General features: G+C 57.5%; 9 protein-coding genes and 2 pseudogenes. 5 read left to right on the top strand and 6 right to left on the bottom strand.

The window, feature by feature from the left end:
• Positions 1–123: 123 nt before the first annotated feature.
• From ACQ4LH_RS07305 to ACQ4LH_RS07295, 3 genes are all read right to left on the bottom strand, one after another.
• A complete protein-coding gene (locus tag ACQ4LH_RS07305) occupies positions 124–1,425 on the bottom strand; it encodes an NTP/NDP exchange transporter (RefSeq protein WP_430696596.1) in 1,302 nt (433 codons plus the stop codon).
• Between the two features lie 30 nt (positions 1,426–1,455).
• Positions 1,456–2,373, bottom strand: coding sequence for an aldo/keto reductase (locus ACQ4LH_RS07300; protein WP_430696595.1), 918 nt, complete (start codon positions 2,371–2,373; stop codon positions 1,456–1,458).
• Between the two features lie 314 nt (positions 2,374–2,687).
• Complete coding sequence (locus ACQ4LH_RS07295; protein ID WP_430696594.1) at positions 2,688–3,605, bottom strand: LysR family transcriptional regulator; 918 nt, start codon at positions 3,603–3,605, stop codon at positions 2,688–2,690.
• Between the two features lie 137 nt (positions 3,606–3,742).
• Here ACQ4LH_RS07295 and ACQ4LH_RS07290 point away from each other — a divergent pair, with 137 nt between their 5' ends.
• From ACQ4LH_RS07290 to ACQ4LH_RS07280, 3 genes are all read left to right on the top strand, one after another.
• Positions 3,743–5,089 carry an aspartate aminotransferase family protein gene (locus ACQ4LH_RS07290; protein WP_430696593.1) on the top strand — a complete coding sequence of 449 codons (1,347 nt, stop codon included), beginning with the start codon at positions 3,743–3,745 and terminating at the stop codon, positions 5,087–5,089.
• Positions 5,090–5,162: 73 nt separating this feature from the next.
• Complete coding sequence (locus ACQ4LH_RS07285) at positions 5,163–6,659, top strand: CoA-acylating methylmalonate-semialdehyde dehydrogenase (protein ID WP_430696591.1); 1,497 nt, start codon at positions 5,163–5,165, stop codon at positions 6,657–6,659.
• A gap of 395 nt (positions 6,660–7,054) precedes the next feature.
• On the top strand, positions 7,055–7,825 hold the full coding sequence (locus ACQ4LH_RS07280; RefSeq protein ID WP_430696590.1) for a gamma-glutamyl-gamma-aminobutyrate hydrolase family protein: 771 nt from the start codon (positions 7,055–7,057) through the stop codon (positions 7,823–7,825).
• A 61-nt stretch (positions 7,826–7,886) separates the two neighbouring features.
• On the opposite strand, the gene ACQ4LH_RS07275 is transcribed toward ACQ4LH_RS07280, so the two are convergent.
• The 3 genes and pseudogenes from ACQ4LH_RS07275 to ACQ4LH_RS07265 form a co-directional block, all read right to left on the bottom strand.
• On the bottom strand, positions 7,887–8,798 hold the full coding sequence (locus ACQ4LH_RS07275; protein ID WP_430696589.1) for a hypothetical protein: 912 nt from the start codon (positions 8,796–8,798) through the stop codon (positions 7,887–7,889).
• 13 nt (positions 8,799–8,811) lie between these two features.
• Positions 8,812–10,251, bottom strand: a complete 1,440-nt coding sequence (locus ACQ4LH_RS07270) for a DUF3696 domain-containing protein (protein ID WP_430696588.1) — start codon at positions 10,249–10,251, stop codon at positions 8,812–8,814.
• A 122-nt stretch (positions 10,252–10,373) separates the two neighbouring features.
• Positions 10,374–10,484 (bottom strand): annotated as a pseudogene (locus ACQ4LH_RS07265) (NYN domain-containing protein); the annotation flags it as partial.
• An 850-nt stretch (positions 10,485–11,334) separates the two neighbouring features.
• Here ACQ4LH_RS07265 and ACQ4LH_RS07260 point away from each other — a divergent pair.
• A pseudogene (locus ACQ4LH_RS07260) lies at positions 11,335–12,441 on the top strand (HAMP domain-containing protein); the annotation flags it as partial.
• A gap of 15 nt (positions 12,442–12,456) precedes the next feature.
• Positions 12,457–13,302: a methyl-accepting chemotaxis protein gene (locus ACQ4LH_RS07255; protein WP_430696772.1), complete on the top strand. Its 846-nt coding sequence runs from the start codon at positions 12,457–12,459 to the stop codon at positions 13,300–13,302.
• Positions 13,303–13,329: the final 27 nt, after the last annotated feature.

The following is a 13,329-nucleotide window of genomic DNA, read 5'->3' as shown; positions in this document are numbered from 1 at the left end:
CCAGTGCCGCTTAGGTGACAAGCGCAAGGGGCAGAAAAACCGACCTAGATACGCTGCAACCCTGCTTTTGCACCAGGGTTGTGCATGTAAGTGGCGTGTTGCGGCGGTTTTGGGGCTGGCGGGCTATGGCTCGATGCGCCCGTCAGCGGGCCGGCCGCTTTGCTCCCTGCGCCCACCCAAGTACCAGCCGAGCGCGCCCCAGGCGGCTGCGCAAATGGCGCCGGCTACAGCGGCGATCAGTACGCCGTTGGCGAGCATGTCGAGCAGGGCCTTGGCCCAGGCGCTGACGGCGTCGCCGGCGCGGTAGACCACGGTGTCGATAAAGTTCTTGGCCTTGTATTTACTCTCGGCGTCCAGCGGGGCGAAGAGCATTTCCCGGCCGGGGCGCACGAAGGCGTATTCGCCAACCCGGCGCACAATCATCAAGGCCGCGAGCATGGCGAAGGTCGGCGCCAGGGCCAGGCCGATAAAGCCCAGACAGACCAGCAGCGGCACTCCGGCGAGCAGGGCGCGGATGCCGAAGCGTTGGGCGATGCGCCCGGTGATAAACAGCTGCGCGAGCAGGGAGAGCGCCTGCACGCTGAAGTCGATCAGGCCGAATACGCGGATCTGTTCATTGCGCTCGGTAAAGGTCTCAGCCACCAGGCGCGCCTGCTCGAAGTAGAGAAAGGTGCTGGCGGTGGCCAGCAGGATCACGAAGGCGCTGATGCCCAACAGATAGGGCGAGGCGAGTACGCGAGTAAGACCACTGAACGGGTTGCCCAGCACAGGCTGGCGTGGGCTTTCGCTGGGCGGTGCGCCGGGCCGACCGGCCCCGCCGATGGCGCGCCAGGCCATCAACTGCTGTTTGGCCAGAATCGCCATGCCCAGCAGCACTGCCGCCAGCAGGATCAGCCCGCTCTGCCCGAGGCGCTCAATCAGCAGCGCGCCGAGCGCCGGACCGGCCAAGCCACCGCAGCTGGCCCCGGCGGCGATAAAGGCGAACAGACGCCTGGCTTGGGCGCTGTCGAACACATCGGCCATCAGGCTCCAGGCCACCGAGACGACGAACAGGTTGTAGACCGAGATCCACACGTAAAACACCCGCGCCACCCAGATGTCGTCACCGCTGCGCTGAAACAGCGCGGCGAAGGCCAGCAGGTTGAGGATAAAAAAGCCGTACACCCAATCGATATAGCGTGCCCGTGCCACCGTCGAGTTAAGCCAGGCGAACAGCGGCACGGCGGCGAGCATCAGCAGAAAGGTCGCGGTGAATAGCCATTGCAGGTTTTCCACGCCGCCGCGAATGCCCATGGCCTCGCGAATCGGCCGCAGCATGAAATAGCCGCTGAACAGGCAGAAGAACAGGCCAAACCCGCACAGTACCGCCAGCAGCTCGGCCGGCCGTGCATTGATCGCCTGGGCCAGGCGTTGCGCCGGGCTCATCGCCTGGTCTCTAAGGCCAGCCCGCGCATATCAGCTAAACGCCTGAACAATCTTCTCGCGCAGCGCCGCATCAGGCAGGCGACCGATGCCGGCCTTGAGGTTGTCGGCCATATAGCGCGGGTTAGAGGTGGCTGGGATCACCACCGTCACCGCCGGGTTGGCGAGGATAAATTTGAGCAGCAGCTGCGCCCAGGACGTGGCGTCGGTCTCTATCGCCCAGCTGGGCAGGGATTTGCCCTTGACCCGGCTTAGCAGCTGCGCGCGCTGGAACGGTCGGTTGATCAGCGTGGCGATGCCGTGGTCGGCGCAGTAGGGCAGCAGGCGTTTTTCGGCATTGCGCTCGCCCACCGAGTAGTTGAGCTGGACGAAATCCACCGATTCTTTGCCCAGTACCTCCAGCAGATCGTCATGCGCCGACTCGATGTAATGGGTGATGCCGATATAGCGCACCTTGCCCTCGGCTTTCAGCTCGCGCAGCAAGGCCAGTTGGGTGCGGGTGTCCTGCAGGTTATGCACCTGTACCAGGTCGAGTTTGTCGGTTTGCAGCGCCTGCAGGCTGGCCTCGACCTGCGCCATGCCGCGCTCGCGGCCGGTGGCGGAAATCTTGGTGGCGAGGAAGGCCTTGCCCTGGGTTTTGGTGCGTTTCAGCAGCTCGCCGGTCACCGCCTCGGAGGCGCCGTAACTGGGCGCGGTGTCGATCAGCCTGGCGCCGCCATTGATAAAGGTGCGCATCACTGAATCCAGCGGTTTCAGGCTGTCATTGGTAAGGCTGACATCGAAGGTGCGCGAGGTGCCCAGGCCGATCACCGGCAGCAACTCACCGCTGCTCGGGATGGGGCGTTTCAGCAGTTGGCTGGGGTCGGCGTAAGCCAGGGAAGGCAGCCACGGCGTGGCGGCGAGAGCGAGCAGGCTGGCGCTGCCCTGGATGAAGTGACGACGGCTAGGCATAGGGTCCTCCGTGGTAACACTGCACAGGTAAAGGGATCTAAGAACCTGTTCACGATCTGCTGCGCGTCGGCTCTGCTGCGTTAAAAACAGGCCGGGACGCGGCGTCTCGGAATGCTCATGTACAGCTCGTACACTGCGCTTCCTCGCCGCTTTGACCAGCCGAAGGCTGTTACTAACGTAGCACCTTGCATGGCTCTAGCTCGCGAGATCGTGAACAGGTTCTAAGCCGCGCCAGGCGTGGCTCCGACCGAGCATAGACCTGTGAGTCCCGGCTCCGCCCAAGGTTACGTCGCCAGTTGTTACTTGGTGTGTCGCTATGCCTCGGCCAACGCTTCGAGAAAACTCTCCAGCACCAGATGCGGGCGGCGGCCTTTGCGGGTGACAGAGGCCAGGCTGATGTCGTAGAAGCGGCTGGCCGGCTTGAGCACGCGCAGCCGGCCCTGTTGCACCCAGGCCTGGGCGTAGTGGTCGGGCAGGTAGCCGATATAGCGTCCGGTGAGGATGAGAAAGGCCATGCCTTCTCGGTCCGAGGCGCTGGCGGTGCAATTGAGCGCCTGGTAGTGGCTCTGCACCTCGGGCGGCAGGCGGAAGGTCGGCGCTATGGCTTCCTGGGCGTTCAGCCGTTCATCCTCCAGCTGCTGATCATCGACATAGAACAGCGGGTGGCCGACTGCGCAGTAGAGCAGCGAACGCTCGTCGTACAGCGCCTGGTATTCCAGCCCGGACAGCGCACCGGCCTGCGGCACCACGCCGATATGCAGACGACCATCGAGTACGCCCTGCTCAACTTCACTCGGTGGGGTCATGCGGATATGGATATGCACGTCCGGGCCGCGTTCTTTCAGGCGCGCCAGGGCGTTGGTGATGCGCATATGCGGCACCGTTACCAGGTTGTCGGTCAGGCCGATATTCAGCTCGCCGCGCAGGTGCTGGTGCAGGCCGTTGACCTCGGTGCGAAAGCTCTCCAGCGCCGCCAGCAACTGCTGGGTGCTCTGGAATACCTCGCGGCCTTCCTCGGTCAGGGCAAAGCCGGCGCGGCCGCGTTGGCACAGGCGCAGGCCGAGGCGCTGTTCGAGGTCGCTCATCTGCTGGCTGATCGCCGAGCGGCCGATGCCCAGGGCGCTTTCCGCAGCGGAAAAGCCGCCGCATTCCACCACGCTGCGAAACAGCTTGAGCAGGCGAATATCAAAATCACTGACCTGGGCCAGCGGATCGGGGCGGCGGGTGCTCATTGGTTGTGACTCATTGTTTAGTAGATGGTTAACTAAAGATAAGAATAGTCGTGTTTTCCTGACTCTAAGCCCGTGGCACCTTTGCTGGCAACTGCTTCTCCTTATAAGAACACCGCCCTTCCTTGCGAGGCCGCACCATGAACATGCCGCAGACCGCCACCCCGTCCCTGGCCAGCCAGCTCAAGCTGGATGCGCACTGGATGCCGTTTTCCGCCAACCGCAACTTCAAGCGCGACCCGCGTTTGATCGTCGGTGCCGACGGCAACTACTTTATCGACGACAAGGGCCGCCGCGTGTTCGACAGCCTGTCCGGGCTGTGGACCTGTGGTGCCGGGCATAACCGCAAGGAAATTCAGGAGGCCGTGGCCAAGCAGCTGGGCACCCTCGATTACGCGCCGGGCTTCCAGTACGGCCACCCGCTGTCCTATCAGCTGGCGGAGAAAATCACCGAGCTGACCCCGGCCGGCCTCGACCACGTGTTCTACACCGACTCCGGCTCCGAGTGCGCCGACACCTCGGTGAAGATGGCCAAGGCCTACTGGCGCCTGAAAGGCCAACCGAGCAAAACCAAATTTATCGGCCGTGCCCGTGGCTACCACGGCGTAAACATCGCCGGCACCTCGCTGGGCGGCATCGGCGGCAACCGCAAGATGTTCGGCCAGATGATGGACGCCGACCACCTGCCGCACACCCTGCAAGCGCATCTGGCTTTCACCAAGGGCATGGCGGCAACCGGAGGTGTCGAGCTGGCCAACGAGCTGCTGAAGCTGATCGAACTGCACGACGCCTCGAACATCGCCGCCGTTATCGTCGAGCCGATGTCCGGTTCCGCTGGCGTGATCGTGCCGCCAGTCGGCTACCTGCAGCGCCTGCGTGAGATCTGCACCCAGCACAACATCCTGCTGATCTTCGACGAAGTGATCACCGCTTACGGCCGTATGGGCAAGTGGACCGGTGCCGAATTCTTCGGCGTGGTTCCGGACCTGATGAACACCGCCAAGCAGATCACCAACGGCGCGATTCCACTGGGTGCGGTGATCGCCTCCAGCGAGATCTACAACACCTTTATGAACCAGGCGATTCCCGAGCACATGGTCGAGTTCGGCCACGGCTACACCTACTCGGGTCACCCGGTCGCCTGCGCCGCCGGCCTGGCCACCCTGGAGCTGCTCAAGCGCGACAACCTGATCGAGCAGTCCGCCGCCCTGGCGCCGATCTTTGAAGACAAGCTGCACAGCCTGAAAGGCAGCAAGAACGTCATCGACATCCGCAACTGCGGCCTGGCCGGCGCGATCCAGATCAGCCCGCGTGACGGCGACCCGGTGATCCGTCCCTTCGAGGCCGGCATCAAGCTGTGGAACGCCGGTTTCTACGTGCGCTTCGGCGGCGACACCCTGCAGTTCGGGCCAACCTTCAACACCACGCCCGAGCAGCTGGACTCCGTGTTCAACGCCGTCGGCGATGTGCTGAACAGCCTCGACTAAGCCACCCCTCATTCCCTGCAGGAGCCAGCAGCCAGGCTCCTGCAAAAACAAGATCCGTTATTAAGGAATTGCCATGACCCTCGTTAACCACCTGATCCACGGCGAACTGACTGCCGGCACCGGCCGTAGCGCTGACGTGTTCAACCCGTCCACCGGTGCGGCGACCAAGAAAGTCGCCCTGGCCGACCGCGCCACCATGCAATTGGCCATCGACTCGGCCAAGAGCGCCTTCCCGGCTTGGCGCAACACTCCGCCAGCCAAGCGCGCCCAGGTGATGTTTCGCTTCAAGCAGCTGCTGGAGCAGCACGAAGCGACCATCTCCAAGCTGATCAGCGAAGAGCACGGCAAAACCCTGGAAGACGCCGCCGGTGAACTCAAGCGCGGCATCGAGAACGTCGAATTCGCCTGCGCCGCCCCGGAAATCCTCAAGGGCGAGTACAGCCGCAACGTCGGCCCGAACATCGACGCCTGGAGCGACATGCAGCCGATTGGCGTCGTCGCCGGCATCACCCCGTTCAACTTCCCGGCCATGGTGCCGCTGTGGATGTACCCGCTGGCCATCGTCTGCGGCAACTGCTTTATCTTGAAGCCATCCGAGCGTGACCCAAGCTCCACCCTGTATATCGCCCAACTGCTGCAAGAAGCCGGTCTGCCGAAAGGCGTACTCAACGTGGTGCACGGCGACAAGGAAGCGGTGGATGCGCTGATCGAAGCGCCGGAAGTCAAAGCCCTGAGCTTTGTTGGCTCCACGCCAATCGCTGAGTACATCTACAGCGAAGGCACCAAACGCGGTAAGCGCGTACAGGCCCTGGGCGGCGCGAAAAACCACGCCGTGCTGATGCCCGATGCCGACCTGGACAACGCCGTCAGCGCACTGATGGGCGCGGCCTACGGTTCCTGCGGCGAGCGCTGCATGGCCATCTCCGTGGCCGTGTGCGTAGGCGACCAGATCGCCGATGCACTGGTCGAGAAGATCGTGCCGCAAATCAAAGCGCTGAAAATCGGTGCCGGCACCTCCTGCGGCCTGGACATGGGCCCGCTGGTTACTGGCGCTGCACGTGACAAGGTCAAAGGCTATATCGACGCTGGTGTGGCCCAGGGCGCAAGCCTGGTGGTCGACGGCCGCGACCTGGTGGTTGCAGGCAACGAAAACGGCTTCTTCGTCGGCGGCACCTTGTTCGACAAGGTGACCCCGGAGATGACCATCTACACCGACGAAATCTTCGGCCCAGTGCTGTGCATCGTCCGCGTCGGCAGCCTGGAAGCCGCCATGCAGCTGATCAACGACCACGAATACGGCAACGGCACCTGCATCTTTACCCGCGACGGTGAAGCGGCGCGCCTGTTCTGCGACGAAATCGAAGTCGGCATGGTCGGCGTCAACGTACCGCTGCCCGTACCGGTGGCCTACCACAGCTTCGGCGGCTGGAAGCGCTCGCTGTTCGGCGACCTGCACGCCTACGGTCCGGACGGTGTGCGTTTCTACACCCGCAAAAAAGCCATCACCCAGCGCTGGCCGCAGCGCGCCAGCCACGAGGCGGCGCAGTTCGCTTTCCCGAGTAATGGCTAAGTAACACCCAGGGGGCTGATCGCAGGATCAGCCCCCTTTTTTGATGTGGATGACGACCTGTAGGAGCCAGCTTGCTGGCGATCTCTCGCAACCATCCGCTTGCATGCGATCAGTCCCCTCGCCCCGTTGGGGGAGAGGGTTAGGGAGAGGGGGCAACTGCTGGTTTTGCAACGCCTTCAGCCCTCCCCCCAACCCCTCTCCCATAAATGGGAGAGGGGAGCAGTACCGCTTTACGCAACAAACCAGCCGCGCGGGCGCGGCGTTGGTGCAGTGACCGCAGGTTACGGCACCCCTTGGGTGAGCGGGTTCAGGGTTTCCTGATCCGCAAGCCCGCTCTCCCAAGGGCAGCCCACTTCAATTATTAATGAAGAGGACTCCTTGCAATGAGCAAACCCATGATTGGCCTTCCCCTGTGCCGTTGGCAGCTGACCAGCCGTGATATCGGCTGGTTTCACCTGGTCGGTGAGAAGTACATCCACGCCGTCACCGGCTTCGGTGCCTTCCCGCTGATGATCCCGGCGTTCGGCGATGATCTGGACATGGACACCGTACTGGATAGCGTCAGCGGCATCATGTTCGGCGGCTCACTCTCCAACGTGCACCCCAGCTTCTACGGCGACGACCATCCTGGTTTAGGTCTGGCCGACAAACCCCGTGATGAAACCGTACTGCGCCTGCTGCGCGCCTGTATTGATCGCGGCATTCCCTTTCTCGGCATCTGCCGGGGCATGCAGGAAATGAACGTGTTGTTTGGCGGCACCCTGCACCGTGAAGTGCACGAGGTTGAAGGGCGCCTTGATCACCGCGAGGTGAAGGACGTACCGGACGATGTGGCCTACGGCCCGATTCATAACGTGGCCCTGACCGAAGGCGGCGTGCTGCATGCGCTGTTCGGCGAGCGGCAGATCAAGGTCAACTCGTTGCACGGTCAGGGGATTGATCGTCTCGGCGAGGGTTTGCAGATTGAAGCCGTGGCCGAGGATGGGCAGATCGAGGCGGTCAGCGTGATTGGCGCCAAGGCGTTTGCCGTTGGGGTGCAGTGGCATCCCGAGTATCGCTATTGGGAGAAGGCGGATTACAACGCGCTGTTGGAGGCGTTTCATCAGGCGGCGAGGGAGTATCAGGTGAAGAAGCTTGAGCGTCGCAGCGAGGCGGCGTTGGCCTAAACACTGCGCTGGTGATTGAAAGCAAAAGGCCCGTCGAGTGACGGGCCTTTTATTTGAAATTCTATCGGGAAGCTGAAGTGATTTTTTTTGCTGTTGTATGTATTTTTGTATTTGTTTTGTTTGTTGTGGTTTTGACGTGATAGGTTTTAAGTTCGTTAATTTCTGCAGTGTGGTAAATGGTTATTTGACATTCGCGATTTAAATTCATTGGCGGTGTTCCGAAGCAGTCTGTCCCGCTGCTAAATGTAATGTGTAGGCGGTCACCTAGATGTATATGTCTGTCATGCCATTCATTGGCCTCTGAAAAATTTGGAAAGTAAGTTTTCGTGGTTGCAGTGCTTGGTTTGCAGGCTCTTATGCACTCGTCTGACGTTACTCCGCTGTTAAACTCGCTTATGATTATTAATTCGGCGTGTTTCTTGATTTTTTTTGATATTGATACTATTAGGCTTAATGATGCAGGTTTTAGATATCTGTCATAGATTACAACTCTGGTTTCGTTGGCAAAATAATGCAGGATTAGATTGTTGTCGTGTTTGGTTGCGGAAGATATGTCTATTACGTCAAGGATGTTCGTGCCTTGATTTCTCTTTTTCTTTGTTTCAAAATTCATAGCATCTATTAATTCAATACCTAGATTTTTGCAGTCGTCAATTTTTTTTGCCCCCTCTGCTTCTCCTGTTATGTGTTTGTTTCCGTTGAAATAGGCTGCCAAGGCATATTTTTCTGTGCTTTCTGAATTTTGAAAGTATTTAGAAATCAAATCGTTTGGTATTTTGTAATGATTTTCAGGGTCTGAAATTAGCCAGGCTAGAAAGTCTTTGAAAAATCCTGTTCCATCAGTTTCTACGGCTTCAACATATTCTTCGTAAATTTCTTTACTTAAAGCAATAACTGATGAGGATATTGCGGAGTCTAATTTTCTATTTGTTGTGGATAAGGCTATTCCTGAGGGATCTATTGCAAATCGCATATTATGCCCCTCCCTAGAAATTCTTGTTCATAAATATTTTCTTAGAAAGTTCAAGTGACTCGTCGAAGAACCCTTTTGGCCATCCACCAAGTATTTCTCCCCATTCGTCTAGCGCGAGTTCTCTATAGCACTCCTCGCTGTTATTTCCGAAATAGTAAATACCAAGTTCGTTGTTTGTTATTTGGGGGGATTTCTTTTTACGATTTTCTGAGATGGCTAGTTGTAAACCTTTTAAAATATGTTCGCTATGGGTTTCTATTATGAAGTTAATTCCATGCTTTTTTGCGGCTACAATAAATTTTGAAATTTCTACTTGAGCTTTTGGGTGGAGGTGGAGTTCTGGTTGTTCAATTATGAGGGTTTCGCCTGGAGACATTACCGCGGCTTGAGCAATGATCGGAATAATCTGTGAGTACCCAAATCCAATATCTTGAATGGAGTCGGTCCTGTCACCTTTGCAGAGGTTGACTTTTATTGTTGATCCAGTTTTTTCGCATTTGATCTTACAATCTTTAAATATCAAGCCGAACCATTTTTCAAAACGCTCCCACTGTGCATGCCCTGTTTCTTTTCTAAGTTTACCTTGGCCTCTTTCAAAAGCTTGTTGCATGTAATAGAGAACGGTTGGTGTTTGCTCACCATTTGTTCCTACGCTTAGTTCATGTAGTTTCTTTTTATATCCTCGTGATGGGCTCATGCGTAATGGCCCTAGATAGTGGATTTTTTTGAATGCGGATTTTAAGGAGTTTAGTTGTCGGCCGAATATGTTTAATTTTAGATCAACTGGAGAGAATCTAATTGCTGTTGGCTTTTTGGGGGTGGATAGCGAAACATCAAAAGCATCTTTTATGTTTATAGATGTTTTTTGTTCGTATTGTTTCTCGGCATTGTTCTTTTCAAAGAGTAGATAGTCTTCTGCTATTTTTTGAATTTTTCTAGCAGCAGTAGATGTGTATTGCAAGCTAAATGTGGGCTGTGTTTTGAATCGGGTCGCCTCGCAAAGTTTAATGCCAGTGTCGGTATGATCCTTAATGTTTTCTGATAGCGTGCATGTGATGCTGTAAAGCTTGGCGCTCTCAATTGCTTTGTTGTGGTCATACTCTAAGTCTATTGCTAAAGAATTGTATTCTTTCAATAGGGTAAATGGATCTGCAAATCTTTGTTCGCTTGGAGTTTCGTCAGATATAGTTATTCCAATGCCAAATTTTAACTCTGTATTGTGGTTATGTATGAAGTCTGCATAATCACCTAGGTCTGTTATATCCCCTTGAGATGCCCATGCGTCATAAATGTTTTGTGGGCCGAAGGTTTGTTTTGCTCCTGCAATGGCTTTCAGGAATGATGATTTTCCTGAGCTGTTTTCTCCATAAAGCAATATTATATTTCGAGAGAGGTCGAATGCTTCGTCTTTGAATTTTTTATAATTTTTTAATCTTATTTCTTTAATTCGCATAGAGTTTCCTCGTGAGCTTGTATGCTGTGATTCATTGCAGCTTTGTGCAGCTTAAAAGCGAGTAGAGTGGATGACGCTTTGTTCATCCATCATTTGGTGCAGTATTAATCCGGGCTGAGTGCTTTGGCGATTTCCTCGAACAGGCCTTCAGCGATTGCAGTGGAGGCGTTGTCGGCGTCGATCAGCGCAGCGAGGTGCTTCTGCTGCCGAGGTGGGCTGGATTTGGCGGCCATGCTTCTTCCTTGAATAGGGTTAGCTCGACCTTACTGCGAACGGGTGGCAATGCGCCATAGCTTGGGTATTGGCTTTTGGTCTTGGTGTGTGTCCGCCGCTTATTTGTTGTTGCTACTAACGGTTCCGCCCTTACGGCGGGTCACTTCTGGCAAACGCCCCAGAAGTAACCAAGAGGTCTTGCCCCTTGCATCCGGCCCGCCTGCGGCGGGTTCCCTCGTTCCATCATTGCTCCAGGGGCCGGCGTACAAGGGCCGTCCCTGGCCCTTTACGCCTCTCGCCGCATCCATGCGGCTCGCTCCCTTCCACAACGATTCCACTCGGCCTCCTGATGGGGCGTTTGGCGTCGTCTGTGAGAATTTTTGAGGGGCACGGCTTTGGTTTTTGCTTTGGCTTTTTGCTCTGCTCTCCACAACTCGCCCAAACAACGCGGTCCCCGAATCCCGTCAGGAGGCCGAGTGGAGGTGCTGTGGAGAGGGGCGTTTGGCATGGATGCCAAACGAGGCATGTCGGGCCATGGATGGCCCGTCTTGCCGACCCTCGGAACAGCACCGGAGCGAGGGAAGTTGAGCGCAGCGAAACCCGGATGTCGGGCGCGCTTTCTCTTTGGTTACTTTCTCTTTCGCGCGAGCAAAGAGAAAGTAACTCGCCGTAAGGGCGAAACCAGTAAGTAGAGCCAACACACCTGCGGCGGAATGCCTGCGGTCCAACCAGCCCCCTATTTACCGCGATAGTCGCTTTCGCGCTGCCGCTGTGTCGTGGTGAGGCCAGCGCTGGCGCGGTCATCAGCCTTAACTATCCTCTACAAGCGCCGATAGAGCGTATTACTGGTCAGCTAGAAGGCGAAGTCCCATGAGTATCAAGTCCAAACTGTTGGTGAGCTTTCTGGTTGCCACCCTGATTCCAGTTCTGGTGGTGGCGCTGCTGACGATTCGCAATGTCACACAGCAGGCCAAAGAGAACTTTCTGGTAGCCAGCAGCCTGGATATGAAGCTGGTGAACAACAGCTTCGCCACCTTCTTTGATTCGGTGGGCTACACCGTTTCCGCCCTGGCGGAATATCCCGCGGTGAGGGATGCCGATAACGGCGAGCTGACCACCTACTTCGGTGAGGCGCGCAAGCCGGGCGAGGTGGCCACCGCCAACGGTGGGCGCGAGAAGCAGATTTTCGATTACTTCTCCAGCATCGGTAAAAACAACCCCACCTTCGGTTACGTCTACATGAGCGATACCAAGGGCGGCTATGTGGAGTGGCCGGGCACCGGGGATTACGGTGATTGGGACCCGCGCACGCGCGAGTGGTACCCGATTGGTCGCGACGCCAACTTCACCCTGGGCCGCCGCGACGGTTATTACTGGGAGCCGGATGACGCGGTGTATGTCTCGGTGCTCAAGGGCTTCAAGGACAACGCCGGGCAGTTTGCCGGGGTGGTCGCGGTGGATGTGTCGCTCAAGGCGCTGACGGATATGGCGCAGAAGGTGCGCTTTGGCGAAACCGGTTTTCTGATGCTGGCGGAAGGCAGTGGCACCTTGTTGGTGGATGGCCTGCAGCCGGACAACAACTTCAAGAAGGTCAGCGAGCTGCCCGGCGAGCACTTTGCAATCATCGGCAAGACCGAGAACGGCCTGGTGGAGGTGGAGATCGACGGGGTGGCTTATATGGCCAACGTCTACACCTCGCCGGAGCTGGGCTGGAAGTTTGTCGGCTTCAAGCAGGCGGATGAGATCTACGCGAGCGCGCGCGAGCTGACCTGGATCACCCTGATTGTCTGTGTGGTACTGGTGCTGGTATTCGGCGCGGCTGGGGTAATTATCGCCAACCGTATCGTCAACCCGATCAATCTGGTGAAGGACGGGCTGCGCACTATCGCTCAGGGTGAAGGTGATCTGACCCGGCGCCTGGACCTGCTCAGCAAGGATGAAACCGGCGAGCTGGCCAAGTGGTTCAATCAGTTTATCGAGTCGATCCAGGGCATGATCAAGGTGATCAAGGAGAACGCCATCAGCATGGATGGGGTTTCCAGCGATACCAATAAACGCACCACGGCGATGTCGGCCACGCTGCAGCGTCAGTTGAGTTCGGTGGAGCAGATCGTCACGGCGGTGACCGAGATGTCGTCGGCGGCCAATGAGGTGGCCAAGACCTGCGTGCAGACCGCCGATGTGTCGGAGCAGGGGCTGGTGGCCACGCGCAATGGCAAAGAGGTGATCGCCCGCAGCACGTCCGGGGTCAACAAGCTCGGCGCCAGCATCCAGAACTCCAGCAAGGTGCTGCAGGAGCTGGAGAAGGAAACGGTCAATATCAACAATATCCTCTCGACCATTCAGCAGATCGCCGAGCAAACCAACCTGCTGGCCTTGAACGCTGCTATCGAAGCTGCCCGTGCGGGCGAGCAGGGGCGAGGGTTTGCGGTGGTGGCTGATGAAGTACGCAACCTGGCCAAACGCACCCAGGACTCCACCGAGCAGATCAACAATATCCTCAACCTGCTGGTCAACCGCATCAAGGAAGTGACGGTGAGCATGGACCAAAGCCTGGTCGAGTCGGGCAAGGCCATCGTGCTGTCCGATGAGGTTATGGCCGCCTTCGAAAGCATTGAAGGCAAGGTGCAGATGATCCGCGACATGACCATGCAGATCGCCACCGCAACCGAGGAACAGCACCTGGTGACCGAGGAAATCAACCAGAACATAGTCGCCATCAACGACGCGGTAACGCAGATATCGGTGCAGGCCGCCGAGGTTGAAAGCTACGCCCAGGAACAAAGCGGCCTGAGCAGTGAGCTGAAACAACTGGTGGTGCGTTTCCGCACGGAGTAGGCCGGCCGGCGCGTTGCGCCGACTAAC

It is taken from the genome of Pseudomonas peli (assembly GCF_050563605.1).
Lineage (GTDB): Bacteria > Pseudomonadota > Gammaproteobacteria > Pseudomonadales > Pseudomonadaceae > Aquipseudomonas > Aquipseudomonas peli_A.
Note: the sequence above shows the minus strand (reverse complement) of the source record. Positions and strands in the feature narration are given on the sequence as shown.

Bases quoted from the DNA above. Each gene is read 5' to 3' on its own strand.
- ACQ4LH_RS07270 (WP_430696588.1), bottom strand. From the start codon at position 10,251: ATGCGAATTAAAGAAATAAGATTAAAAAATTATAAAAAATTCAAAGAC.
- ACQ4LH_RS07300 (WP_430696595.1), bottom strand. From the start codon at position 2,373: ATGCCTAGCCGTCGTCACTTCATCCAGGGCAGCGCCAGCCTGCTCGCT.
- ACQ4LH_RS07295 (WP_430696594.1), bottom strand. From the start codon at position 3,605: ATGAGCACCCGCCGCCCCGATCCGCTGGCCCAGGTCAGTGATTTTGAT.
- ACQ4LH_RS07255 (WP_430696772.1), top strand. From the start codon at position 12,457: ATGATCAAGGTGATCAAGGAGAACGCCATCAGCATGGATGGGGTTTCC.
- ACQ4LH_RS07285 (WP_430696591.1), top strand. From the start codon at position 5,163: ATGACCCTCGTTAACCACCTGATCCACGGCGAACTGACTGCCGGCACC.
- ACQ4LH_RS07275 (WP_430696589.1), bottom strand. From the start codon at position 8,798: ATGCGATTTGCAATAGATCCCTCAGGAATAGCCTTATCCACAACAAAT.
- ACQ4LH_RS07290 (WP_430696593.1), top strand. From the start codon at position 3,743: ATGAACATGCCGCAGACCGCCACCCCGTCCCTGGCCAGCCAGCTCAAG.
- ACQ4LH_RS07280 (WP_430696590.1), top strand. From the start codon at position 7,055: ATGATTGGCCTTCCCCTGTGCCGTTGGCAGCTGACCAGCCGTGATATC.
- ACQ4LH_RS07305 (WP_430696596.1), bottom strand. From the start codon at position 1,425: ATGAGCCCGGCGCAACGCCTGGCCCAGGCGATCAATGCACGGCCGGCC.